At 40.6% G+C, this 26,019-nt stretch carries 25 protein-coding genes; 14 read left to right on the forward strand and 11 right to left on the reverse strand.

The window, feature by feature from the left end:
• Positions 1-188: 188 nt before the first annotated feature.
• Positions 189-1,580, reverse strand: coding sequence for an aldehyde dehydrogenase (locus AC1D69_RS06745; protein ID WP_495455376.1), 1,392 nt, complete (start codon positions 1,578-1,580; stop codon positions 189-191).
• Positions 1,581-1,696: 116 nt separating this feature from the next.
• On the opposite strand from AC1D69_RS06745, the gene AC1D69_RS06750 reads away from it, so the two are divergent.
• Positions 1,697-2,341 (forward strand): phosphatase PAP2 family protein, encoded by a 645-nt coding sequence (locus tag AC1D69_RS06750; RefSeq protein WP_495455377.1) that lies wholly within the window; start codon positions 1,697-1,699, stop codon positions 2,339-2,341.
• Positions 2,342-2,677: 336 nt separating this feature from the next.
• Here AC1D69_RS06750 and AC1D69_RS06755 read toward each other — a convergent pair whose 3' ends face one another.
• The gene (locus AC1D69_RS06755; RefSeq protein WP_495455378.1) at positions 2,678-3,328 is read right to left on the reverse strand and encodes a nitroreductase family protein; all 651 of its coding nucleotides are present in this window, start codon (positions 3,326-3,328) and stop codon (positions 2,678-2,680) included.
• Between the two features lie 116 nt (positions 3,329-3,444).
• Here AC1D69_RS06755 and AC1D69_RS06760 point away from each other — a divergent pair, with 116 nt between their 5' ends.
• A complete protein-coding gene (locus AC1D69_RS06760) occupies positions 3,445-3,810 on the forward strand; it encodes a MerR family transcriptional regulator (protein WP_495455379.1) in 366 nt (121 codons plus the stop codon).
• Positions 3,811-4,022: 212 nt separating this feature from the next.
• On the opposite strand, the gene AC1D69_RS06765 is transcribed toward AC1D69_RS06760, so the two are convergent.
• Genes AC1D69_RS06765 through AC1D69_RS06790 form a run of 6 tightly spaced genes read right to left on the reverse strand, consistent with a single transcriptional unit; the run spans position 4,023 to position 10,672 of the window.
• Positions 4,023-5,156: a YheC/YheD family endospore coat-associated protein gene (locus AC1D69_RS06765; protein ID WP_495455380.1), complete on the reverse strand. Its 1,134-nt coding sequence runs from the start codon at positions 5,154-5,156 to the stop codon at positions 4,023-4,025.
• On the reverse strand, positions 5,138-5,662 hold the full coding sequence (locus AC1D69_RS06770) for a GNAT family protein (RefSeq protein ID WP_495455381.1): 525 nt from the start codon (positions 5,660-5,662) through the stop codon (positions 5,138-5,140). The genes AC1D69_RS06765 and AC1D69_RS06770 overlap by 19 nt, the downstream gene beginning before the upstream one ends.
• A gap of 16 nt (positions 5,663-5,678) precedes the next feature.
• The gene (locus AC1D69_RS06775; protein ID WP_495455382.1) at positions 5,679-6,797 is read right to left on the reverse strand and encodes a YheC/YheD family endospore coat-associated protein; all 1,119 of its coding nucleotides are present in this window, start codon (positions 6,795-6,797) and stop codon (positions 5,679-5,681) included.
• Positions 6,794-8,170, reverse strand: coding sequence for a YheC/YheD family endospore coat-associated protein (locus tag AC1D69_RS06780; RefSeq protein WP_495455383.1), 1,377 nt, complete (start codon positions 8,168-8,170; stop codon positions 6,794-6,796). The genes AC1D69_RS06775 and AC1D69_RS06780 overlap by 4 nt, the downstream gene beginning before the upstream one ends.
• Complete coding sequence (locus AC1D69_RS06785; protein WP_495455384.1) at positions 8,167-9,291, reverse strand: YheC/YheD family endospore coat-associated protein; 1,125 nt, start codon at positions 9,289-9,291, stop codon at positions 8,167-8,169. The genes AC1D69_RS06780 and AC1D69_RS06785 overlap by 4 nt, the downstream gene beginning before the upstream one ends.
• A gap of 13 nt (positions 9,292-9,304) precedes the next feature.
• Positions 9,305-10,672, reverse strand: coding sequence for a YheC/YheD family endospore coat-associated protein (locus tag AC1D69_RS06790; protein ID WP_495455385.1), 1,368 nt, complete (start codon positions 10,670-10,672; stop codon positions 9,305-9,307).
• Positions 10,673-10,819: 147 nt separating this feature from the next.
• Here AC1D69_RS06790 and AC1D69_RS06795 point away from each other — a divergent pair, with 147 nt between their 5' ends.
• The 3 genes from AC1D69_RS06795 (at position 10,820) to AC1D69_RS06805 (ending at position 13,083) form a co-directional block, all read left to right on the forward strand.
• Positions 10,820-11,167 carry a YlbF family regulator gene (locus tag AC1D69_RS06795; protein WP_495455386.1) on the forward strand — a complete coding sequence of 116 codons (348 nt, stop codon included), beginning with the start codon at positions 10,820-10,822 and terminating at the stop codon, positions 11,165-11,167.
• A gap of 99 nt (positions 11,168-11,266) precedes the next feature.
• On the forward strand, positions 11,267-11,551 hold the full coding sequence (locus tag AC1D69_RS06800; RefSeq protein WP_495455387.1) for a hypothetical protein: 285 nt from the start codon (positions 11,267-11,269) through the stop codon (positions 11,549-11,551).
• A gap of 197 nt (positions 11,552-11,748) precedes the next feature.
• The gene (locus AC1D69_RS06805) at positions 11,749-13,083 is read left to right on the forward strand and encodes a DRTGG domain-containing protein (RefSeq protein WP_495455388.1); all 1,335 of its coding nucleotides are present in this window, start codon (positions 11,749-11,751) and stop codon (positions 13,081-13,083) included.
• A gap of 39 nt (positions 13,084-13,122) precedes the next feature.
• On the opposite strand, the gene AC1D69_RS06810 is transcribed toward AC1D69_RS06805, so the two are convergent.
• Genes AC1D69_RS06810 through AC1D69_RS06820 form a run of 3 tightly spaced genes read right to left on the reverse strand, consistent with a single transcriptional unit; the run spans position 13,123 to position 14,293 of the window.
• A complete protein-coding gene (locus tag AC1D69_RS06810; protein WP_495455389.1) occupies positions 13,123-13,419 on the reverse strand; it encodes a YtpI family protein in 297 nt (98 codons plus the stop codon).
• Between the two features lie 59 nt (positions 13,420-13,478).
• Positions 13,479-13,964, reverse strand: coding sequence for a sporulation membrane protein YtrI (locus AC1D69_RS06815; protein ID WP_495455390.1), 486 nt, complete (start codon positions 13,962-13,964; stop codon positions 13,479-13,481).
• Positions 13,965-13,966: 2 nt separating this feature from the next.
• Positions 13,967-14,293: a YtrH family sporulation protein gene (locus AC1D69_RS06820; protein ID WP_495455391.1), complete on the reverse strand. Its 327-nt coding sequence runs from the start codon at positions 14,291-14,293 to the stop codon at positions 13,967-13,969.
• A gap of 168 nt (positions 14,294-14,461) precedes the next feature.
• Here AC1D69_RS06820 and AC1D69_RS06825 point away from each other — a divergent pair, with 168 nt between their 5' ends.
• The 9 genes from AC1D69_RS06825 (at position 14,462) to icd (ending at position 25,999) form a co-directional block, all read left to right on the forward strand.
• Positions 14,462-18,049: a DNA polymerase III subunit alpha gene (locus tag AC1D69_RS06825; protein ID WP_495455392.1), complete on the forward strand. Its 3,588-nt coding sequence runs from the start codon at positions 14,462-14,464 to the stop codon at positions 18,047-18,049.
• 135 nt (positions 18,050-18,184) lie between these two features.
• Positions 18,185-18,691: a phosphatidylglycerophosphatase A family protein gene (locus AC1D69_RS06830; RefSeq protein WP_495455678.1), complete on the forward strand. Its 507-nt coding sequence runs from the start codon at positions 18,185-18,187 to the stop codon at positions 18,689-18,691.
• Between the two features lie 102 nt (positions 18,692-18,793).
• Complete coding sequence (locus AC1D69_RS06835) at positions 18,794-18,982, forward strand: glutamate decarboxylase (protein ID WP_495455393.1); 189 nt, start codon at positions 18,794-18,796, stop codon at positions 18,980-18,982.
• 88 nt (positions 18,983-19,070) lie between these two features.
• Entirely contained in the window at positions 19,071-19,961 is an 891-nt protein-coding gene (gene accD, locus AC1D69_RS06840) for an acetyl-CoA carboxylase, carboxyltransferase subunit beta (RefSeq protein WP_495455394.1), read from the forward strand.
• Complete coding sequence (locus AC1D69_RS06845; protein WP_495455395.1) at positions 19,962-20,966, forward strand: acetyl-CoA carboxylase carboxyltransferase subunit alpha; 1,005 nt, start codon at positions 19,962-19,964, stop codon at positions 20,964-20,966. It abuts the gene before it with no gap.
• Positions 20,967-21,063: 97 nt separating this feature from the next.
• Positions 21,064-22,485, forward strand: coding sequence for a pyruvate kinase (gene pyk, locus AC1D69_RS06850; RefSeq protein ID WP_495455396.1), 1,422 nt, complete (start codon positions 21,064-21,066; stop codon positions 22,483-22,485).
• Between the two features lie 175 nt (positions 22,486-22,660).
• Positions 22,661-23,053, forward strand: coding sequence for an FxsA family protein (locus AC1D69_RS06855; RefSeq protein ID WP_495455397.1), 393 nt, complete (start codon positions 22,661-22,663; stop codon positions 23,051-23,053).
• Between the two features lie 265 nt (positions 23,054-23,318).
• Entirely contained in the window at positions 23,319-24,428 is a 1,110-nt protein-coding gene (locus tag AC1D69_RS06860; protein ID WP_495455398.1) for a citrate/2-methylcitrate synthase, read from the forward strand.
• A 275-nt stretch (positions 24,429-24,703) separates the two neighbouring features.
• Positions 24,704-25,999, forward strand: a complete 1,296-nt coding sequence (gene icd / locus AC1D69_RS06865) for an NADP-dependent isocitrate dehydrogenase (RefSeq protein WP_495455399.1) — start codon at positions 24,704-24,706, stop codon at positions 25,997-25,999.
• Positions 26,000-26,019 lie beyond the last annotated feature (20 nt).

Genomic DNA, 26,019 nt, shown 5'->3' on the forward strand with positions numbered 1-26,019 from the left:
AAAACCTCTTAGAAAAGAGATGGGTATAACCTTTTGGTTATATCCATGTTAATTCTAAGAGGTTTTTTAAAATATAAGAATTTATAAGTATTTCTGCTTATACATAGGATTATATTTCAACGCTAACCGTTTCATCGCCGCTAAAGGACGGCGAAGCCGTTTATGCTTGTTTGGATCATGATGTGTAATTACTTCAATAATTTTTTGATGATTTTTACTTTATCCTTGTAAGGAGGGAAGACAACGTTGATTTTTATGGTTGTGCTTTTCTTCATGATACTTTTATTGTGGGAGAACAGTTCGAAGCTACTTCTACCATGATATGCACCGATTCCTGAATTCCCTACGCCACCGAAAGGGAGATGTGAACTAGCAAAATGTGAAAGGGTGTCATTAATACATCCGCCTCCGAAAGAAACCCGTCTCAACACTTCATTCTCAACTTCTTTACTCGCAGTAAATAAATACAATGCTAATGGTTTAGGATGATTATGAATGCTTTGAATGACCTCTTCAAGTTGCCGGTACTCCAGAATCGGGAGGATGGGTCCGAATATCTCTTCTTGCATGGCTGCATCGGAGGAAGAATTAGAATCTAACAGAGTAGGTTCTATGTATAGATCTTCTTTATCCGAGTGACCTCCATATAGAACATTCGCGCTATCTTTTTCTAAAATAGCATGCAAGCGATCAAACTGTCGCTCATTAACAATCCGACCGTAATCACTACTGTCTTTGGCATTGTTGCCATAGAAATCGATAATGACAGTTTTCATGGCCTCAATCAGCTCTTGTCTAATCTCCGTATGAGCAAAAATATAATCAGGTGCAATACAAGTCTGTCCAGTATTAACCAATTTTCCCCAGATAATACGCTTAGCAGCCAATTCAATATTGGCTGATCGGTCCACAATAACAGGACTCTTCCCACCTAGTTCAAGGGTAACGGGGACGAGGTTTTTCGCCGCAGCTTCCATGACAATCTTCCCAACGGGAACACTTCCTGTAAAAAAGATATAGTCAAAGGGTGCATGGATCAATATCGACGTTGTTTCGCGCTCACCCTCGATTACTCTAATATAAGATTCGTCGAAGGTTTCCTTGATGATATTAGCGATGATGGCAGATACGGTAGGTGTATTTTCTGAAGGCTTAAGTACAGCACAGTTCCCAGCGGCGATCGCGCCGACGAGTGGTTCAATGACCAAATGGAAAGGATAGTTAAAAGGACCCACAATCAAGATGGTTCCATAGGGTTCCTTTAGAATAAAGCTTTTGGATGGAAATTGGTGAAAAGGGGTTTTTACCTTTTGGGGTTTCATCCATTGTTTCAAATGTTTTATCGTATAGCCGATGCTGTCTAGTGTTAAGCCTATTTCCGTCGCATAAGCTTCAAATTCACTTTTTCTCAGATCCTGGTAAAGAGCCTCCATAATAGGTTGCTCATTGCGTTGAATGGCTTCCTTAAGTTTTCTAAGTTGTTCTATTCGAAACTGGATGTCTAGTGTTCTACCACTGTTATGAAAGTGATGGTGTTGCTGAATAATTTCATCCATACGCTGGGTTGTTAAGTGATCCATTGCCATGTACCTCCTGTATTAACCTATATGTTTGAATAGTACTATTTCCTCTGTTTGAAGTCCATAACCAAGCTATGCTAAGATCAAACAATAACGATGGAGGATATACATAACTTATGAAGAATAGGAAGTATTCATTTTCATTGGCTGTAGTCATTTTTGTCATATGTGCATTAGGTTTCAGTCTAATTTCCGTGCTCGTGAGTAATCATATGACGTATCATTTTGATAGCACGATCATCTCATGGGTACAGGGTCTTGAAGCACCGAATTTAACGGTAGTAATGAAGTTCTTCACAACGATTGGGAGTGGGCTGCCTATCGTTATCATATCAATCGTGATCATGGCTATTTTATATCATTTTTTGGGTCACCGGAGAGAACTACTATTTCTCATTTGGGTAATGATTGGGTCTGCTCTAATGAATAAGTTACTTAAATTAGTATTTCAGCGAACCCGACCTACCCTACACCGGATTGTGGAGGCTAACGGTTACAGCTTCCCTAGTGGGCATTCTGTCGCTGCATTCGCGTTATACGGCGCTCTTACCTTCTTGATCTGGAAACATGTTCACAAGGCAAACGGACGAATATTGATTATTATTGTTAGTTCGTTATTTATTGTTATTATAGGCATTAGTCGGATTTACTTAGGTGTCCATTATCCAAGCGATGTGCTTGGTGGATATTTAATGAGTGCTTGCTGGCTAACACTATCTATAGGGTTATACCGGCGATACTTAGAACGTGTGGAACGCTGAAATAGGGTGTCCCAAAGTCATGAAAAGAATCTATCAAATTAAAAGAAAATTGAACCTGGGATAATACAACTAAATCGCCACCATAGTAGATTCTTTGTCTAAGGATGTCATAAAATTAACAGTTGGTGTCAGAGGGAAATAAAGTTTTAGACCGAAGATACTTAATTCTAACGGGAGACGATAGCTCATCAAGACTTATAGGTAGCCACCCCTACGAATGGCTGCCGTCATCCGCTCAAGTAACGAGAAGATTAAACTCCGGCATGCTTTTAAAAAGCTGAAAACGAAAGATTTCGGATAGCATGAGTTTTGATTTTAGACTTAGCTTATGTTCGATTATGCCCAAGTAGTAGTGGTTTCAACTGGAAGGCGGTAAGAAGGATAACCTTCTTTGGCTGCTTTTCCGATTGAGATCAACATGACCGGTTTGAACCTGTCTTTATTAAGACCAAAAACTTCAGCAATCCGTTCCTTATCATATCCTGCCATGGGGTTAGTGTCATATCCATGGGCGCGTGCAACAAGCATGAGTTGCATAGATACAATACCCGAATCAATCAAGTTCACGTCTCGCAGGTCGGATTCGGATAGGTTTGCATAGTAGGATTTGGCTTGTGGCACCTGCATGTCCATAATGTCCTGTGGCATGTATCCATGTTCTACAGCTTTGCCAAAAATCTCGTCAATATATTCAATGTTATTAGCATCGTAAAATACCGCGATGACAGCCGAGGAAGTCAGAGCTTGTGTCTGGTTGAAGGATGCTAGTGGGGCAAGTTTTTCTTTGCCTTCAGCGCTGTCTATGACAAGGAAACGCCAGGGCTGCATATTGATCGCAGAAGGGGCGCGGGTAGCTTCCGTTAATATTTCGGTTATTTCCTCCCGGCTAATTTTCACTTCTGAATCGTAGACTTTCACGGAACGGCGCTCCATGACAATTTCATTGAAATTGTTAGTTTTATGGAATTTGCTAGTGATTGTATTCATGTAGTGTCTCTCCCTCATCTATATTAGTTGTGAGATTCCGGTCGCTTAACCTCACTATTAGAATTGTAAACTATGAAGTATACTTTATAGCAAGAGAAGGCATTGGGGTGATTAATATGAAGATTAGTGAAGTTGCAAAAATGGTTAACCTTCCTATATCAACTATTCGTTACTATGAGAAAATAGGAATTATCACTAATGATTACATTAGGAGAGAACAGAATAATTACCGGGATTATGCTTCAGAAATTACTGCTTATCTAGAAGTCGTAAAAAAATGTTTATCCATGGGATTTTCAATTAACGATATAAAAGCCATGATCTCGAGAAATGAAATGTCCAAAGATGATCAAACACATATCATTAAGGAGAAAATATCTGAAATCGAGAAGGCTCAAAAAAAGTTAGATGATTCAAAAAGAAACCTTTACGACGTACTTGAATTGGATATTACATGCGAAGATGGGTTCGGAAAATATTAATTCAAATATGTCATAAGACAGATCAAGTGCAATACGGCACTTTTGATGAAAATATAATTTTTGATATTCCAGGTGGATTATATAAAGATGCAATAAAAGAATCATCATCCTTATTTAGGGATGATGATTCTTTGTATGATGTGTGGTTGACCGCCATCATGTTACACCACACCGCGTGCTAGGAGTTACACGCTGTGTACTATCGGAATTGGTTAAGACAATTCCTCTTTTGTTTCTGCTTTTGGAGGGTGATTCTTTTGTTCATATAACCAAATGGCATATTCTAAAGGTCTGATAATGGATTGACGATAGGTATCCTGTTGCCCACTTCGGGAGAAGACTTCTCTAGCTGGTTTCGGATTAACCTCCAGAAGGTATACTTCACCTTTCTTGTTGATGGCTAGATCAAGGGCGAGTTCACATAAGGCACCATAGGTTTGTTCGAGATGCTTAGCGGTTTCTAACCCAAGAGTTTCCGATTTCTTCTTCACTTGTTCTTGTAGATTTCGGTCCTTAATCCACTGGGATAACAGTGTATCCATCGAAATGGCTTGACCGCCACCATGGAGATTAGATGTGACGCTTCTAGATGCGCCTACTCTGCCCACCATTCCAGTTAATGCCCACACACCCTCCCGATTTTTCTGGACTAACATGCGATAGTCATGCACGCGTCCGTTGGGTAATTCAACCGGAATTCCTTCTTGTGCGATGTAATTATCTTTCATACCCCAATTTTGTAGAATAGCTCCAAGTCGGGCAGCATGTATTTTTTGTGGAGTGATGATTTTACGATTCTGGTTACGTCCTTGAATATAATATAAATTCTGATGCTTCAGCTTTTCAATGCGAAGAATTCCACGTCCTCCAGTCCCATTAATGGGCTTGAGATATATGACGGGCTTCTTTTTCAGCATATGCTCAACATCCGATATACGAGTAACTAACTTCGTCTCAGGTAAATGGGGACGGAAGTTTTCTTTTTTAGAGAGAAGCTCATGTATGATCCATTTATTACGAAGTGGGCGATTAAGGAAAAGATGGTGTCCGTAGTTTTTGCGAAATGCCTGAAGCTGTTTAAACCGGTAACCTTTTTGTATACGGCAACGATCAAAAATCATATTAGGGAAATCACGAATTTTACGACTCCATTTGTGATTTACTGGATCATATTCCATAGCGCTGATTTTCTTTGTTGCATTGTTTACATCCATAGGAGTAAAGACATAGATATCAAGTCCGAGCTTTTTGCCTTCAATAATCATGTTCTGGTAAACAATTCGTTCTTCGAGTTGCTTTTGTTCGTTGAGGTATAGTGTCAGTATTCCTAAGACGGGACGTGGCATATCGCTTCACCTTCTTCTTGAATGGAGGTAGTTGATGTACTGTCGGTTCGAATTTCTCCGTGTAGCTTAAGGCTAGGCTTCCCAGTAGGTCCTAGGTGGAGTGAATCAGCGGTAAGTCCAGCATGAAAGCACATTTGAAGACATTGTACATTATCTAACGCAACATTGCAGCATAATCTGCCTAATTTGGTGAGTTGAGACGACAAGAGGGAAGTTCCCAGATGTCGTCCACGATAGAAAGGATGCACAACGATTAAACAGGTGTGTTCACCATACCCAGAAACGAAACATACTCCAGCTAGTGTCGGTCCGCGATCTCCACGGACGGTAGCAATTAGAATTGAAGTACCTGGAAGTAACAATTCTGGATAAGTCAATTCAGCAAAGTGACGAAAGGCTTCGGTTGTAATTCGTTTACGGCTATGTTTCTTTATAAAATGAATGCTTTGTTCGTGGTATTTGTTCCATTCGGGTTGGGTAACTGTATCTAAGGATGTAATTTGCATCCTTATGCTCACCTCCTTAAGAGTGTTGCTTGTTTCGATGTGATAAATATTGGCTATATTCAAATATTCGTTCTAAAGATTTCTTTCGAATGGGCGGCTCATCAAATTTCATTGGACGGGAGTTAGCTTCAAAGAACCACAATTTTCCTAAATGATCAATCCCAAGGTCCATAGACATTTCACCTAATGTGAACCCAGAACCCTTCTCAATCTGACGAGCAATGATGAGGGCGGTGGTCTTAATACGACTAATCATACTTGTAGACATATCCGCTCCAAAAAGTGTTGAGAGTAGCTTTATAGGACTCTCAATTGTTCCTCCACGTGGCACATGTGTCGTGATACTTTTTAAGCCAGCCATCCTAGCTCCTAGACCTGTAACTCCCCAAGTTCCTTTCGCATTTTTCTGGACCAGAATTCGGAGATCAAATGGACGATGATCGATGTTAGCAAGTTGAATTCCCTGTTGAATAATATAAGGGGCGTTACCCGTTTCTTTTTTGAGGCGAATCCATAGTCTTCTTAAGCTGGTCGATTTATACGTTATGCTGGATCTGTCATTCTGGATTTTTAGTCTATAGGGTAATGCTCTTTCCTTTTTGTATTTCAGCATCATGATGCCTTTACCCGCTTTACCACTTTCAGGTTTCAAATAGAGATAAGGATGTTTATCTAGAAACCTAGAAAGTGACATAGGATTATCTAAACGTTTAGTCAGAGGTACTAAATAATCGGTTGATTTAGAAACTTTAAGCCATTCGAAAAGATGCCATTTATTAAAAAAATAAGGATTATAGAAATGAATATTCGGGTGTTCCATGCAAGTCATTATTTTACGATGTACCCAAGGCTTCTCCTCGTCTTCACGTAGGGGAATTCGATTATAAATGACTTGAGGTAGTGGGAATTGATGTGTTTCCCAGTCATCATTATTGTTATTTAATGTATACCCTTTGATTGTTGGAGAAGTGAATTTCAAATCACGTAGTGTCACCACATAAACAGGGAAGCCCATTTCCTTCCCTGTTCGGACAATATCCACAAAGTTCGCACGGTTGCCTCGGAAGCCGCTTGTGGAGCCCATTGTTAATATGGCAACAACCGGTTTGATTTCCTCAGAACCCCGGCCGTTCACTGGTTAATCCTCCTACGGAACTTACTGAGGTACAGACAATGTTCAAGAATATGTTCCACCGAGGCTTTTCCTTCATTCTTGAGAGAAGGGTGGTTAAATATAGTTCTTCCAGGTTTGGCGTTAGCTTCAAACATCCAGATTTTCTCATCTTGATCTATACCCAGATCGAACCCAATTTCACCGAGCAAATGCTGATGATGGAATTCAATGGCCTCAGCAAGTGCAATCGCCACTTGTTTGGCTTGTTTGAGCACTTCGTCCGAACGGGAACCAAAGCTACGAACCAGTGCTTGCTCTGGAGTCATGAGGGATCCCCCATTTTTCAAGTGAGTTGTTACACTACCGCGTCCCGCCTTCTTAGCCCCGATGCCTACAACGACCCACTGATTATTGCCATTTTTATGCATATGGAACCGGAAATCAATGGGGCAATTATCGATCTCAATCAATCGAATTCCTTGCTGAATGACATAACCATGCAGTGTTCGGCCGTGTTTGGTGTTTAACATACTCATAAGACTTTTGAAATTGTTGAAGCGAAGAAGTACATTCTCACTGTTCTTGCGATAACGCGCGAAATAGCCACGTTTAGGTAAATAAGTCATACGATAAATTCCTTTTCCAAGGCTACCACTTGAAGGCTTATAGTAAACAAATTGATGTCGCTCGAGCATATCCTTTAGCGTCTCTGTGCTAGGGTTCATATGCGATTCAGGTACGTAACGATTCACACTATTATCATTCTCGAGAAGTTTATAAATATCGGATTTGTTAAAAAAGCTCCAGTTAAAGAAAGGTATCTTCTTACGACCGAATCGTTCTCTAAGTTGGTTGATGGAAGTGGAAGTTTCAGCTTTACGACTCGGAAGTCTGTTGTATACGACATCTGGAAGAGGAACTGTTTTACGAATAAAGGACCCGCCTTCTGTAAGGAAATGCCCTAGAACGGTTTCTTGCTGCCAATTGATATCCTTAGGAGTAAAAGCGAAAATATATGCCTTTTTACTTCCTTCTCGGAGCAGTTGTTTAATAAAACCTGTTCTAGAACTGAAAGGTTGCGTAGTAGAGCTGGTTGGTCCATCAGACAGAATGCCAATTAACGGGCCAAGTTGAAATTCATTTTCCTGAAGATTTCGAAGATAAACGCCTCCCGCTTTGGGTACATGGATGGCATTTCGAACTCCTGAGCTTAAATAAAGATGGCTACCACTTTTCTTAATCGTTTTGATGCTTGCAGGTACAACGTCATTTCCTAAGCGAAGGTGTATGTTTTTTTTGCCGGATAAGTTGAGGCTCTTCATTAACGTATTTGAAATATAGGCGACTTTCTCAGGTTGTTGCGAAAAATGAACATTGCAAAAAGTCAAACTCATGAATTTACCCTCCTAGGTTGTCGAAGCAATAAATAACGAGCGTAGCGAAGCGGATTCTCTGTAGCGAGAACTGCGCTAGTCTGATCCCCGATATGGTTAAAGGAGCTGCGGCCCGGCTTGGAATTTACTTCAAGTAGCCAGACAGTTCCTTCTGTGTCGATCCCAAAATCGATACCAAGCTCACCCAGTCTACCGAAATGGCTCTCCAATATCGGCGGAATATCCTTCGACAGGTTATGAAGTACGGTCATTATATGTCCAGCTGCAGTAGCTTCTACTTCCTGTGTTAAGAATGGAAGGACTGAAGTAGCCGTACCTCCACCATGTATATTGGAGGTCATTCCTCCAATATATCCTTGTCGCACTGCCATTCCGGTGAGTGTCCAGCGACCTTCACCATTTTTTTGAACGAGTGCACGTATATCATAGGGATAACCTTTCTTGCTGTATAAATGTAAATAGGGCTGAATAATGAAAGGTCGATGATGAATAAATTGATGAATCCACGCTAAACCTTCAGACCTACTCGTGAAATTTTCGATAAATGTGTTATTGTGATGATCCCGACCTTTAATGGTTAGTTGGTTAGAGGTATTAGACATCTCTATATGAAGAGTCGATTTTCCTTGAGACCCGACTTGGGGTTTAAGGAATATTTGTTTGTGATAAGTGAGTAAGCTCTTCATAAGTGATTCGGGACCCGTATAGGGAGAAGTGGCTGGAATATAGGGTTTCAGTGTGGGTTCATCTTTGAGTTTGTTGTGTACTTTCCACTTTCCGGGTAATCCTCTAGCCCATATCATCCATGGCGTCTGTTCCTTAGATGAGTTAAGTAACATAGAAGCAGCACGTCGTTCTTTCCCCTGCAAATAGAAGCAGCGATCGTAGATAATATCAGGCATCGGAACGGTTACTTCTTTCCAAGCATCTTGTTCATAAATATAACCAGTTACTTTATTAGGCTTGATATGAATCGTTTGTGGACTTAAGACAATGACAGAAATTCCATATTTAGTACTCGCTTGACTTAAGGTGCGGCAGAAATGCTGTTCTGAGAAGGGAGGATTTCCCGTTCTACTACTGCACAGAATACCCATCGAGCCAATGGGATGACGAGACATGATGAACCGCCCCTTAAAAGCCAGACAAAAAACTACAGTATTGAATAAGTTGTCTGACAGATGGTCGTATTTTTTGTTCACTAAGCGGTGTATTGTCGTTCTTAGATGGTTTTGAATTGACTTCTAACATCCAGATTCGTCCGGTATTATCCATGGCTAAGTCGATACCGAGCTCACCGAAATGTGCAGGAATGGCATTATCCAGACCTTTTGCGATTTGTAATGCAGCTGATTTCAGATTGACATGTGCTGTATTCTTAGCTGCGATCGGCATATTACTTTTGTTGACGGCCTCCTTCACATTACTGAGGCTGCCCCCGCGAGCTAGATTAGACACGAAATGATTACCACCAGCTATACGGGCTACAATGGAGGTTACATTCCAGATACCCGTGCTATTTTTTTGAACTAAGGCACGGAAGTCTACAGGCCGTTTACCATGATCAATCAGAATGAGTCCTTGTTGAATTTGATAACGAGTACTTTTCATTTTTCCTGAGATACTTGAGAATAACTTGGGAAGAGTGGCATATATTTTCTTTTGTGTTCCACCCAGGGTTGTGGATAACGTTTGGTAAGTACCATCTGGTTGTTTAGAGATCCGAATTATTCCCTTACCAAGACTGCCTCTAGTAGGCTTCAGGAATACAACAGGATGCGTGGTACACATCTTTTTTAAAATGTTATAGCCATTTAATAAGTGAGACTCAGGCATGTAACGCTGAAGATTGGCTTCTTTCTTTAATGCATCGAACACTTCGGTTTTGTCGAGAAACTTTTCATTGAAGACATGACTGCCATGTACGGATTTTACTTCCTTCATAAAATGCTGTACGCTTGGGTTATTCTCCATTTTTCGCGAAGTCAGACGATTGTTAACGACATTCGCGATTGGCATTTGGGTCATACGCCAACCTCCATCATATATCCAACCTTGCATCGAACTGGTGCTAGATTTGATATGCTCTGGGGTGAAGAAGTAAACATATGCTCCTTGCTTTTGGCAGGCATTGACAAGCTCACGACAGAACATTGAGATGGAGCCAAACGGGTTGTCAGCTTTGTCAGGATAATCACGGCTAATCATGATGGCGATTAGAGGACCTAATCGAAGTGTTCGGCTTCCAGCGTGATAGTGAATTCTTAATACTGGGTGGGATGACAGTCCCATTTGTCTAGATAACGTTGCACTGATTCGCAGGCCGCTATACTTGGGAACCGGGACGACAATGATTTCCTGTTTAAAGGAACCGAACGTCAATTGTAGAGGACGATCTGTGGGTATTTTCCACAGTTTAATGAGCTTCTCACCCAACATGATTGCGTTCGCCTGCACAATGCCCGGTTTGAATAGTTGGACCGATATCTTTTTTGTGGACATCGTGGATCTCCTTCCAACAACAACTTGATGTCTTGAGTCATATTTGGACTGTGCATACTGCATGTAATTCATCATATGAGGACATATATCCCTTGGTGATTGACCATTTTTCAGAATTGGAGAGTAATTTTGAAGGAGGAATAAACAATGAACATTTATGACAAAACACACGAATTAGCGAAAGCTCTTAAAGAAAGCGAAGAAGTTCAAGAGATTAACGCAGCTATGGCCTTAATCGACATGGATCCTGTAGGGAAACAAATGCTCGAGGGTTTCCGTGAGCGTCAAATGCAACTTCAGCAACAAATGATGACTGGAGATATGCCTTCACCTGAGGAAATGGAAAAAATGGAAAAGACGTTTGAAGAACTCAGCTTAAATCTGAACATTCGTCGTTTGTTCGAAGCAGAGCGCAGACTATCCGTTATCATTGAGGATGTAAATAAAATAATCTCAGATAGTCTTCAGCATCTATATGGTGGTTCAAATATGTAATATATGATTCTTTCTAAATCTCGTATTTTCTTCTCATATTTCATTAACTATCTTCATAGAATAGAGATATAGATTCGAATTGAAGGAGTTGAAGAAGTGATGAGAAAGAGAACAAAATTGAAACATTCGATTTACATGTTGGTTGCTTTAGCCATGTTACTGTATGCAATACCTAGCATCTCTTTAAGTAGTGGGAATGGTTGGGTTTCGTTGTTCAGTGTAGTCTGGATGTTATTCGCATTTCTAGTGATCGCCGCCAATTGGCATATGATTCTGGGTGTGGATGAAGAGAAGAAGAAGGCACTTGAGCGCGTCAGACAAGCTAAGCTCCAAGAGTGGCAATCGAAATTTTCAGAAGAGACAGAAAGAAGTGAGGGTGTATAATCATTCTCGTAAATATGATGAATCATCACAAAGTTCTAAGATTCTATAACGAATCTTAGAACTTCTTTTAATGGATAAATATTGATAAAACTCTCTCATTACGTAGGAATGGAATTACTTAAAAAGTAGTATATTAACAAAAATGCGTGATATAATAGGTACAGTATAGTACAGATTTGAGTGTGGGGGTGTAACAGTTGGAGAATCGAGATGACACGGTCACCAAACACGAGCATTTGCTTCAATATATAGAGGGATTAAAAGTAGGTACGAAAATATCTGTGCGTAAGTTGGCTAAGGAAATGGGGGTCAGTGAGGGGACTGCATATCGTGCAGTAAAGGAAGCTGAGAATCTAGGAATAGTCATTACGAAAGAACGAATTGGTACAGTTCGAGTTGAGAAGAAACCACGTAATATTTCTGAGCAGTTAACGTTCTCTGACGTAGTAGATATTGTGGAGGGTCATGTATTAGGTGGAGCTGATGGTCTTCATAAGAATCTCCACAAATATGTCATTGGTGCGATGAAGATTGATGCGATGGTTCGATATATTGATGCAGGTAGCCTTCTCATTGTAGGTAATCGTGATGATGCTCACTCGTTAGCTTTAGAACAGGGTGCAGGTGTCCTCATTACGGGTGGATTCGGAATTAGCCGTGAGGTTAAGAATCTAGCCGATCAGCATAATCTGCCTATCTTTTCTTCACGCCATGATACATTTACGGTAGCTTCGATGATCAATCGGGCCATTTTTGATCGATTAATTAAAAAGAAAATCATGATTGTTGAAGATATAGTAGCGACGAAGCCGAAGCTGATCTCTCTCAAAATAACGAGTACCGCTCAGGAATGTAGGGAACTTGCAAAGAATTCTGATGAACCGAGATACGCGGTCACAGATGAATGGAATCGTGTTATAGGTATCATTAATTTGAAAGATACCTTGAGCCTATCGGATGAGCAAAGTATTGAGAAAGTGCTGATACGTAATCCGATTACGACAAGCTTGCAGACCTCACTTGCATCCGCAGCACAACAGATGATGTGGGAGGGCGTAGATTTCCTACCTATCGTGGATCGTAATCGTAAGCTCATCGCAACGGTTAGCCGTAAAGAAGTACTGAAAGCCATGAGAGACGCGCAAGCGCAACCTCAACTGGGTGAAACCTTTGACCATCTCTTGTGGAATGGCATCGCAGAGGAGCGCGACCAAGATGGCAAGTTGTTCTTCCATGGTTTTATCACCCCTCAAATGGCGACTGATTTGGGTACAATTTCTGAAGGGGTGTTAACTACGGTTATGACTCAGGCTGCATTCAAATCTACGAAGGATATTTCAGGAAATGATTATGTGTTAGACAACATGTCTACCTACTTCTTACGTCCTCTCCAGATTGAGGACCAGATTGTCATTATACCGAAACTATTAGAGATGAGTCGTAGAACTTGTAAAATAGAGATTGAAATGACACATGAAGAGACGTTAGTTGTCAAAGCTGTCATGACATTACAATCTATCGAACATGGGTAACTTCTACTGGTCATTGGTTATATTTGAGATCATCTATCATTAGGCTTTCTGGCTTGCATAATATTTACGATTACGTAATCCGGCGAATATGTTGAAGGCTCCCAGAACAAGGAATAACGCTTCCACAATGACAGAAGGTGTTGATCCGCGGAATATAAACATAAAGACAATGGATATGAGGATAAGCATAATGCCCATTAATATATTCGTAGTTGCACCGTATCGTCCTCGTTCTGTTGAATTGGAAGAACGATGTGATCGAATGCTGTAATAAGCGGAAGCTATACAGGTTATGACTAGTAGTATGAATAGAATATATTTAATAACAGTAATCATAATTATGGTTCCTCCTGAATAAATGACAAATTTGCTAATATTGTACCATGAATGAGTTGTTAAAGGACAGGATTTGTAATAGAAACCCATACTTGTAGGACGCTTTCGGCCACAAGCATGGTCTTGATATGAATGGCGTAATTTTTATCACGAACCGTATAAGTTTTGCGGTCTAGTAATGTCCTAGCGATCTTGCTATCTGTATCAATTTCATAGACACTGCGACCCCGCAGAACATCTAAATCTTCACCTACCTGAACGAGAATCTCTTTTATGATAATGGAGTCAAGTGGTGGATCTAGTTGTTCAGCACGTATTTTAATTTCTTTGATTACCGTTTGTTGATTGCTATATTTCTTAAGTGTTTTGATATCATGTTCAAATTGCTTTTTCTGAATTTGTAGATCTTTATTTTCTTGCCACAGTTGTTCGTAACTAGCATGAAATATAGCGTTGTATACAATACTACCAAGAACCATGCCAAGGACAATGAGAGAGGTCGCTTTTGAGAAGGCGAGGATATGCGCGCTGGAGGGGATTCTCATCGTTATCTCCTACCATTGCAGACCCATTTGACTAATTCACTACCGGCATGGGCACCCATGAAAGCAAACACGAGAAAGAGAATTTGTTTGATTGCCGGAGATAGATTACCTATAAAGAAGTTACTTTCTATGACCCGCATGGGATCAATGGTTCCCCCTACAGCTGCAGCAAGTGCCCATATTTTAATGCGGTCTGCTATATCAAGCATGGTTTGTGTGGGTGGTTGCAAAGAAATGACGGCTCCTATGCCACCCACCATCGCTCCTCCGAGTACAATGCCGAAGGCAATAAAGAAATCTAGAATGGCTTTTGATAAAAAAGTACTCATGAATTTTTCCCCTTTCATAACCAATGAAATGAACTTGTCCTATTCTTCTGTACCTATCAGCGTGTTATTCCTTGTTATAATCCATTCTATGGGCGTTCCCTAAGGTATTATGATAAAATAAGAGAAAGAACTTATAAAAAAGAACTTGCAGTGAAGGGGAGGGCGGACATGGCTTCATTTGTGCATCTACATGTTCATAGTGAATTTAGCCTCCTAGACGGCGCTGCACGTATAACGGATCTCGTGCAACAGGCATCGGATTTAGGAATGAATTCGTTAGCTTTAACAGACCATGGGGTTATGTACGGTGCAGTTCCGTTCTATAAGGCATGTAAAAGTAAAGGCATTAAGCCGATCATTGGCTGTGAAGCGTACTTCACGTCAGGGTCACGTAAAGAGAGAGGCAGCCGAAAGGATCAGCCAATCTATCATTTAATTCTGCTTGCTAAGAATGAAGTAGGGTACCGAAATCTAATGAAGCTGTGTTCCATTGGACACTTAGAAGGCTTTCACTATAAACCAAGAATAGATTTAGAATCACTTCGAACACACCATGAAGGCATCATTTGTCTAAGTGCGTGTCTGGGTGGAGAAGTTCCACAACACTTATTGCATGGACGATATGAAGAAGCTCGAAAGGCCGCTCTACGGTTTCAAGATATATTTGGTGAGGATTTCTATTTAGAGTTACAGGACCATGGAATATCGGAGCAAAAGAGGGTTAATCCTCAGTTGATTCAACTAAGCGAAGAGACGGGCATTCCTTTGGTGGCAACAAACGATGTCCACTATCTTCAACAAGAGGATGCCGAGGTACAGGATGTGCTCATCTGCATTGGAACAGGAAAGACTGTAGATGACGAGCAAAGACTTCGTATCCCGACAGACCAGTTATACTTCAAAAGTGAGGAGGAAATGGCTCGCTTATTTCCTCATGTTCGAGAGGCGCTCCTCAACACGGTTATCATTGCTGACAAGTGTCAGTTAGAGCTTGAGTTTGATCGCTCTATACTGCCGCAGTATAGTCCTTTGCCTGAAGGGATGACCTCTGAGCAATATTTACATGCGTTATGTTCGGAAGGGTTGATAAAGAGGTATGAGAAGACAGATCGTTGGCATGATGAAGATGCGAGAAGAGAGCTAGAAGAACGGCTTTCTTATGAACTTGGAGTTATTGGAAGTATGGGGTTTGCAGATTATTTCCTAATCGTGTGGGACTTTATTGCATTCTCTCATAGACAAGGAATTGCAACAGGGCCCGGTCGTGGATCTTCAGCAGGAAGTATCGTTGCCTACGTATTGCAAATAACGAATGTGGACCCAATGAAGTACCATTTGCTCTTTGAGCGATTCTTGAATCCGGAGCGGGTCACCATGCCAGATATTGATATCGACTTCAGCGATGAGCGACGAGATGAAGTGATTGAATATGTGGTAGATAAATATGGGCGAGAGCATGTTGCCCAGATCATTACATTTGGTACGATGGCAGCTCGAGCTGCAGTGAGGGATGTAGGACGAGCACTGAATATTCCCTTTGGTGATGTGGATAAAGCCGCAAAGCTTATTCCTAACCAACTAGGTATTCATATTGACCGAGCTATGGAAATAAGTGAAGAACTGAAGAAGTTGTATGATGCTGGTGGGAAGATCCGAGAAATGTTGGATATGGCGATGAAGGTTGAGGGAATGCCGCGGCATTCATCGACACATGCGGCAGGTGTTGTGATCTCACGTGATGCTTTGACAGATGCTGTACCTTTGCAGGAAGGTAGCGAGAAGACGGCACTCACACAGTATTCAATGGAACATCTGGAGAGCATCGGTTTGCTGAAGATGGACTTTCTTGGGCTCAGAACTCTCTCAATTATAGAGCGTTCCATGAAATGGATTGAAGAAATGACCGGGCATATGCCTGATTTTGATCAAATACACGATGATGATAAACAGACGTATGACATGCTAGGACATGGCGATACAACGGGTGTGTTTCAAATGGAATCAGCAGGCGTGAGACGTGTGTTGAAGGATTTGAAGCCTTCAGAGTTCGAAGACATTATCTCAGTACTTGCACTGTATCGCCCAGGTCCGATGGAGTTTATCCCTAAGTACATTCAAGCTAAGCACGGATTATTACAGGTTGAATATCCCCATGAAGATCTGCAACCAATCTTGAAAGATACGTATGGCATCATTGTCTATCAAGAGCAAATTATGAAAATTGCTTCCGTGATGGCTGGATTCTCACTAGGTGAAGCGGACTTACTACGTCGTGCAGTTTCGAAGAAGAAGCGAGAAGTATTAGACCGCGAAAGAAGTCATTTCGTGGATGGAAGCTTTAAGCAAGGATATACAGAGGAAGAAGCTAATCGTGTCTATGATATGATCGTGCGATTCGCTGACTATGGGTTCCCACGAGCGCATGCTACAGCATATGGTGTACTTGCATTCCAAACGGCATATTTAAAGGCACATTTTCCCGTTCAGTTTATGGCTTCGATGTTGACTGCTGTTATGGGGAATCATCGAAAGGTCGCAGAATATGTATTAGAATGTCGTCGAATGAATATTGGGGTATTATCACCTGATGTGAACGTGAGCGGCGTGCTGTTTACACCTGTACCTAACTCGACAGAGGATGAGATTGCTGAAGGACAACCACATGCTGGTCATATCCGGTTCGGATTAGGCGCAGTGAAGAATGTGGGGACGCAAGCTGTAGAGAATATGTTACTTATTAGACAAGAAAAGCCCTTTGAGAGTCTTCTTGATTTCTGTAGACGTATAGATTTGAGACTGTGTAATAAAAGAGTCATTGAATCCCTTATTCAAGCGGGAGCCTTCGATTCATTACCTGGACATCGTGCTCAATTGCTAGCTATGTTAGACGAAACGGTGGATGCTGCGTTGAAATGGCGCAAGGAGCGCGATGATCTACAGATCCAGATGTTTGATTTCGTAGAAAGTGCGAATTGGGATATTGCTTATCCGGATATCGTGCCATATACCGTGGGGCAACAACTAGAATTAGAGCGAGAATTACTTGGATTATATTTATCCGGACATCCTCTTGACGGCTATGAGGAATTGCTGAATCAGACGACAGGCGTTGATCGGTTAATGGATCTTAGTGAGCTACCTGATGATACACGCTCCGTTGTTGTAGGTATGGTTGTTTCCATCAAAACGATTATGACGAAGCAAGGTAAAGCAATGGCTTTCATGGATTGTGAAGACCAAATAGAGCGCTGTGAAGTTGTTCTATTCCCTGAGGTGTGGAAACGTAGTTCCAAGCATATTGAGAAAGGTGCGTTACTTGCACTAAGGGCCAAGGTGCAACAACAGGATGAGGGTTTTAAGCTCCTTGCAGAGGAAGTTATCCCGTTAGATAACGTTGGGCTAGAACAGCTTGTGAAACGAAACAACACGGCTCAAACAAGATATGAGCAAACATTAGGAAAAACAACGAAAGCAATTCCATCAACGAATTCAACGGAAGTTCGCAAGAATCATGCCAAAAGTGTAGTTGAACAGCGTGTATTTGTTAAAATTAGCCCTCAGGCGGAAAAGGCTGAGCTATTAATTCGTTTAAAGGAATTGCTCCAGCGGCATCAGGGGTCTGTAGCTACTGTATTATTCTATGAACAAAGTCAAAAACTGCTTGCATTAAGTGATCAATATCGAATTAAGCCTTCACCAGAACTGTTTGAGGAAATGGAACAAATGTTAGGTACGGGAACAGTTAAAATTAAATAAGTAGCGTAAATGAAGAACGTTTCATACGCCTCCTGCATACACATAGAAGCACCATAAAAGTGACCTTAACGGTTAGGAATTAGGATTACTCTTTCCTTATCGTAGATAGGTAAAAGGTATGCGGGAGGAATTATGATGTCATTTGAAATTGTTAAATCTATACTTGAACGTCGTGGCGTTTATATCGCTGATATTGCGGAAATTGTGTATGGGTTACAATTACCTTATCATCCTCAACTAAAGATGGATGAGTGTGTGAATAGTGTAAAAGCTGTGCTAAGTAAGAGAGAAGTTCAATATTCTTTGTATACAGGTATTGCTCTTGATGAGTTAGCTGAACAAAAATTACTTCCACAACCATTACAATCGATCATGGAAGCCGATGAACCACTTTATGGTGTAGATGAAACGATGGCACTTGGAATAACTAGCGTCTATGGGATGATTGGTTTAACTAGTTTTGGATATTTAGATAAAGAAAAAACAGGTATTATCGCAACATTAAATAACAATAAAAATGCTATTCATGTGTTTCTAGATGATCTAGTTGCTGGCCTAGCTGCGGCTGCATCGGCGAGAATTGCCCATCGGTATGAAGGCGCAAAAAACTACTCCATTGCGATAGACCCAGAACTGCCATAGCTAATTATATCCAATAGTATTTGTTGCGATCAAAAAGATAATTATGGTATCATGGGTTCATTATATGAGCTCAGAACTTGAGAGTAGGGGGCTTTTTCGAAAGTGTGGACGGTCATTTATATCGCACCTACCGCCAAGGTCGCGGACATGATTCAGACCAAATTAACAGAAGAAGGTTTTTTGGTTCGAAGCCGTCCTGTCAATTTGTCCAAGCAACAGTTTGAAATTCAGGTTCCTTCAGGGGAATTAGAAGAAGTCCAAGAAGTATTGAATACTATTTTACATCCATAATTTTTTATTAAAATAAAATAGTATATAGTGTATAATAGAAGTTTGTGGTTAGATCGGCCAACAAATTAACGGCTGGAGAGGTGTAGTTGTGTTTAAAGACTTATTTCAGAAAAAAAGAAAATACGCGACCATTCCTTCAGATCGTTTGGGACGGGACAACAATCCAGAAGGTGAGCGCCCAAGACGGGAAGTTCCAGAAGGACTTATGAGTAAATGTGCCAAATGTGGCAACATTCTGTATAGTAAGGAACTGGAAAAGAACTTAAAGGTATGTGTTTCTTGTGGATATCATATGCGTTTGAATGCTTTAGAGCGCATCCAAATGACTTTGGATGAAGAAGGATTTGAAGAATTCGATGGGGATATGATATCAGTAGATCCTCTTCAATTTCCCGGATACGCTACCAAGCTAGAAGAGCAGACAATGAAATCTGAATTACGTGAAGCGGTTGTTACTGGACAAGGTACTCTTTGTGGACAACCCGTTGTCGTAGCTGTCATGAGCTTTAATTTCTTCAGTGGAAGTATGGGATCTGTTGTTGGGGAGAAAATAACCAGAGCTATTGAGACTGCCATGGAACGGCAATTGCCTCTGATCATCTTCTCGACTTCAGGTGGTGCTAGAATGCAGGAAGGTATTCTTAGTCTCATGCAGATGGCCAAGACAAGCGCGGCTCTTGCACGTTTTAATGAACAGGGCGGACTTTATATCTCTGTCATTACTGATCCTACAATGGGTGGCGTTTCCGCAAGCTTTGCAACACTAGGTGATATTAATATTGCCGAACCTGGAGCCGTATTTGGGTTTGCCGGCCGAATTGTTATCGAACAGACTATTCGTCAGAAACTTCCGGATGATTTTCAAACGGCTGAATATAATATGGCACATGGACAATTGGACCTAGTGACACATCGCAAAGAAATGCGCGGAATGCTTGCTAAGCTCATAGGAATTCATACGATGAAGGGGGAATTTTAAATGGCGGCGGAATTGCCTTTTGAATTACCTCTTGTTGAGATGCGTAAAAAGATTGATGAACTGAAGGTGTTTGGTCAGGAAAAAGGCATCGATTTCACTGATGAAATTTCTAAACTTGAGGAACGCTATAGTAAATTGGAAGAGGATATCTATTCTAATATTTCTGCACCTCAAAAAATGCATCTTGCAAGACATCAACAACGGCCAACATCATTAGACTTAATTCAACTTATATTCAATGATTTTATTGAACTTCATGGTGACCGTTTATTTGGTGATGATCTTGCTGTAGTTGGTGGAATTGCTAAGTTAAATGGCGTACCCGTGACTGTCATTGGGCAGCAAAGGGGCAAGGATACGAAAGATAATATTGCACGTTTTTTTGGGAGTCCACACCCAGAGGGCTTTAGAAAAGCACTCAGACTTATGAAACAGGCAGAGAAATTTAATCGCCCGATTATTACGTTTATTGACACTAAAGGAGCATATCCTGGTAATACTGCAGAAGAAAGAGGACAATCAGAAGCGATTGCCCGAAATCTACGGGATATGTCTGTTCTGGGTGTTCCTGTTGTTTGTGTCATTATCGGTGAAGGAGGAAGTGGCGGAGCACTCGGTTTAGCATTGGGTAATCGTGTCCTAATGTTAGAACATGCCATTTATTCTGTTATTTCTCCGAATGGTGCAGCATCGATTCTGTGGAAAGATGCAACAAAGGCTGATCAAGCGGCAGAAGCTATGAAAATTACGGCTCAAGATCTACTTCAATTTGAAGTGATTGAGGAGATTATTCCCGAACCACGGGGTGGAGCACAGCGTGATTATGAGCTAACGGCAAGCCATATTAAAGACAGTCTATGCAGTCAATTAAAAGAGCTGTCTGCGATGGATAGTAATGCATTAAAAGAAGATCGATATTTGAAGTTTAGAAAGTTAGGTCAATTTACATTTGAACGTTCTTTGGCTACGGACACAGGTGACACCCAATTTATGGGTAATAATTAATATGATAAAGGTCCTATACAAATCGTTCCACATGTAGTAGATTTAATTGTTGAAAAGATGATAAAGAGAGATCTTTAAAAAACGGAGGAACACTATAATGCGCAAAACTAAAATTGTATGTACGATCGGTCCAGCAAGTGAATCACTTGAAAATACTAAAAAATTGATCATGGCTGGCATGAATGTAGCACGTCTAAACTTTTCCCACGGTGACTTTGATGAACATGGCAACCGTATTAATGTCATTCGTCAAGCTTGTAAGGAATTAGGAAAGACAGTTGCCATCCTTTTAGATACTAAAGGTCCTGAAATTCGTACAGGTAAGCTTGCAGTTGAACCAATTGAACTTGTTCAAGACGAATACCTTACATTGACTACGGAAGAAATTCTTGGAGATAAGAACCGTATTTCCATTACTTATTCTGATCTTCCAAAAGATGTACAAGTAGGTTCAACTATACTTATCGATGATGGTTTGATTGGTTTGACAGTTGTAGAAGTTCAAGGAACAGAAATTAAGTGTCTTATTGTTAATGGTGGTACGATTAAGAGTAAAAAAGGTGTTAACGTACCAGGCGTTCGCATTTCTCTACCAGGGATCACTGAAAAAGACGCAAACGATATCATTTTTGGTATCGGACAAGACATCGACTTTATTGCTGCTTCATTCGTTCGTAAAGCGAGTGATGTGCTTGAAATTCGTGAATTGTTAGAACGTCATAATGCAGGACACATCAACATCATCTCCAAAATTGAAAACCAAGAAGGCGTCGATAACCTTGATGAAATTCTTGAGGTTTCTGATGGATTAATGGTTGCACGTGGAGATCTAGGTACAGAAATTCCAGCAGAAGACGTACCATTGGTACAAAAAATGATGATTGAAAAAGCAAACTGTGCAGGTAAACCGGTAATCACAGCTACACAAATGCTTGATTCTATGCAACGTAACCCACGTCCAACTCGCGCTGAAGCAAGTGACGTAGCAAATGCCATTTTTGATGGTACAGATGCTATCATGTTATCTGGTGAAACAGCAGCAGGGAAATATCCTGTTGAGTCTGTATTAACGATGTCCCGTATCGCTGAGAAGGCAGAATCTGCTCTTAATTATCGTGAACTTTTCTTGAAACAAAGCACTATTCAAGAAACAAGCGTTACTGAAGCTATCAGCCAAGCAGTTACGATTTCAGCATTAGATTTGAATGCAAAAGCAATCATTTCTTCAACTGAATCAGGTCACACGGCTCGTGTTGTTTCTAAATACCGTCCAGAAGCTCCTATTGTCGCTGTAACGACTGAAGATCGTACAATGCGTCGTCTAACTCTTACATGGGGAGTAACTCCTGTGAAGGGCAAACAAGCTTCTACAACAGATGAAATGTTTGATTATGCTATCCAAGGTGGAGTTGATTCAGGACTTGTTAGTGAAGGAGATCTTGTTGTGATTACAGCAGGTGTACCTTTGGGACGTTCAGGTTCTACTAACCTTATAAAAGTGAGCGTAATTAATAAATAATTGATCTGAAACGATCAAATTGAATATAAGATATCATAACGGCCTATTTTAAATAGGTCGTTATTTTTTCTACTCTAATTGTTAATGCAGAGCGCCCTTATAACGAAACTGGATAATTGCACGTGAGTAGATTATGATTTAGACATGTAAACATCTTTAGGGGAGGAGATTAGATATGTGGAAGTGGATTATGGGATTAATCATCATTATCGCAATGATTGAGATATACGTATTTGATTTTGTAATCGGAAAATTCGGAGGAATGAATACGTTTCTACTAACGCTATTCACTTCGGCAATCGGTCTCGTTATGATGCGATTTGAAGGTCGAAAAGTGCTCGAAGACGCGCGTTCACAAATGAAGACGGGGCAGATTCCTGGTAGAACCCTAGTAGATGGTATCAGTATTTTTGTCGGGGGATTATTACTAGTCTTGCCAGGATTTTTTACAGATGCCATTGGATTCACGATGATCTTTCCATTGAGCCGACCTATTTATCGTCTGTTTATTCTGAAATGGTTGAAGAAAAAAATGAAAAACGGCAATATGACCGTGTATAGACGATGATTGACACCGATGAGGCGAATTCTGTGAGGTTCGCCTTTTATATTTGATGAATTGAAAAGGCTTCCAAAAATTTCTTTATGGAACCGATAAAACAATTTGATGCGTTAAATGGCGTTCAAATTGTTCACATATCAGACAAAATCCATTATGATATTAGAAGGTTTAATCTGGATGTTATATTTTGAATATTTAAAAATGTAAATGTTTTCATTCTTGCTGATAGCCCTCTTAAAAATACGTTATCAAAAAAAAGGAGAGATGTACGATGACAGCAACCAAAGGATTAGAAGGTGTCGTAGCTGCGACTTCATCCATTAGTTCAATCGTGGATGGTGTACTTACATATCGCGGATATGATATCAATGAATTGGCACAACATGCTAATTTTGAAGAAGTTGCCTATTTGTTGTGGTTCGGTAAGTTACCTACAGCTCAAGAATTACATGACCTGAAGCAAGATTTCGATACTTATGCACCGATCCCCAATGAATTGGTTGAACAGATGAAGTTGTATCCTAAAGATACGAATACGATGGCTGCGCTTCGTACTGCCATATCTGGCCTTGCTTTGTATGATGAAGCCGCGGATGATATGAGTCGCACCGCGAATGAGAAGAAAGCAGTTAAATTACAGGCACAATTACCTACGATCGTAGCTGCACTTTCGCGTATTCGTAATGGGCAAGAACCGATCCCTCCACAAAAAGGACTATCGATTGCAGAAAACTTTCTATTTATGCTAAGAGGCGAACAACCGGATGAGACTTCTATAAAAGCTCTAGATCAAGCTCTTGTACTTCATGCTGATCACGAGTTAAACGCATCCACGTTTGCAGGTCGAGTAACGGTAGCGACGCTTTCTGATATATATTCGGGAGTTACTTCTGCGATTGGAGCTCTAAAAGGACCTTTACATGGTGGAGCAAATGAAGCTGTAATGAAAATGTTAGAGGAAATTGGCTCGATAGATCAAGTTGAGGGTTATATCCAAGATAAGTTGAATAAACGTGAAATTATTATGGGATTCGGTCACCGGGTTTACAAGAATGGAGATCCACGGGCGAAATATCTACAGACGATGTCACGTGAACTTAGTGAAAACAGTAAGTCTGAGCTCTATGAAATGTCTGTTAAGATAGAAGAAATGGTTACTGGGCAAAAGGGTCTAAAACCTAACGTTGATTTCTATTCCGCTTCTGTATATACACAGCTTGGTATAGAACGTGAATTGTTTACACCGATCTTTGCTATTAGTCGTGTATCCGGATGGACAGCACATATTCTTGAACAATTGGTAGACAATCGAATCATTCGTCCACGTGCAGAATACGTCGGATTGCATGATCAGAAATATACATCTATTGCAATGCGCTAAACTTCATTTTTGGAAGTAGTCCATTGAGAAATTGAGAGTTCTACTTCCAAAGTGATTTTTTACGGTATACTCAAGAGTGTAACACTAAAAAAGGATTATGCTTACGAAGCGATGCTACAAAAAAAACTAAGTGTATGCTTTCGGAGTGATTTTTTTACGAAGTAAACTCAAGAATGTACCGCTAAAAAAAACATTATGCTTACGAAGCAAGTTTTTTTACGATGATTACTCTCAGATGCGATGCTACAAAAAAACTTTTAGGAGGACTAAAATACATGTTCAAATTAGAAAAGTACGAATTACCAACCGAAGGTGACAAGATCGAGATTCAAGATGGCGTACTAAACGTTCCCAATTTCCCAATCATTCCGTTCATTGAAGGGGATGGAACTGGACGAGATATCTGGAAGGCTTCCAAACGCGTACTTGATGCAGCGGTAGATAAAGCTTACGGTGGATCTAAGAAAATTGCTTGGTATGAAGTATTTGCAGGGGAAAAAGCTTTTAATGAATATGGTGAGTGGTTACCGAACGATACGCTAGAAGCGATCCGTGAATATATCGTAGCTATTAAAGGGCCTTTGACTACACCAATTGGTGGAGGAATTCGTTCTTTGAACGTGGCATTACGTCAAGAATTAGATCTATATGTATGTTTACGTCCCGTTCGTTATTTCAAAGGTGTACCTTCTCCAGTGAAACGTCCTGAATTAGTAGATATGGTCATTTTCCGTGAGAACACAGAAGATATCTACGCAGGAATTGAGTATCAAGAGGGTTCTGAGGCAGTTAAGAAATTGATCACATTCCTTAAAGAGGAAATGGGCGTTAACAAGATTCGCTTCCCAGAAACTTCAGGAATCGGTATCAAACCCGTATCCGAAGAAGGATCTAAGCGACTTGTTCGCGCTGCGGTGGAATATGCAATCGAGCATGGTCGTAAGAGTGTAACTTTAGTACACAAAGGTAACATCATGAAATTTACAGAAGGTGCATTTAAGAACTGGGGATATGAAGTCGCTGAACAAGAGTTCGGAGATAAAGTATTCACATGGGCTCAATACGATGTTATTAAAGAAAAAGAGGGAGAAGACGCAGCGAACGCAGCACAGAAGGAAGCCGAAGCAGCTGGCAAGATTATTATTAAAGATGCTATAGCGGATATCGCGTTGCAACAGGTTCTAACTCGTCCAACAGACTTCGACGTTATTGCTACACTTAACCTTAACGGAGACTATTTATCTGATGCTCTAGCAGCACAGATTGGTGGGATTGGTATAGCTCCAGGAGCTAATATTAACTATGTGACAGGACACGCTATTTTTGAAGCTACACATGGTACAGCTCCGAAATATGCAGATAAAGATCTTGTGAATCCAGGTTCTGTTATTCTATCTGGTGTTATGTTACTAGAGCATTTGGGATGGAAAGAAGCAGCGGACCTTATTTATAAAGGTATGGAAACATCGATTAACGAAAAAATTGTAACTTACGATTTCGCTCGTCAAATGGATGGAGCTACAGAAGTTAAATGTTCAGAGTTCGCAGATCAAGTCATTAAAAATATGTAATCAGTAAGGAGGATCATTCG

It is taken from the genome of Paenibacillus sp. Y301 (genome assembly GCF_059445505.1).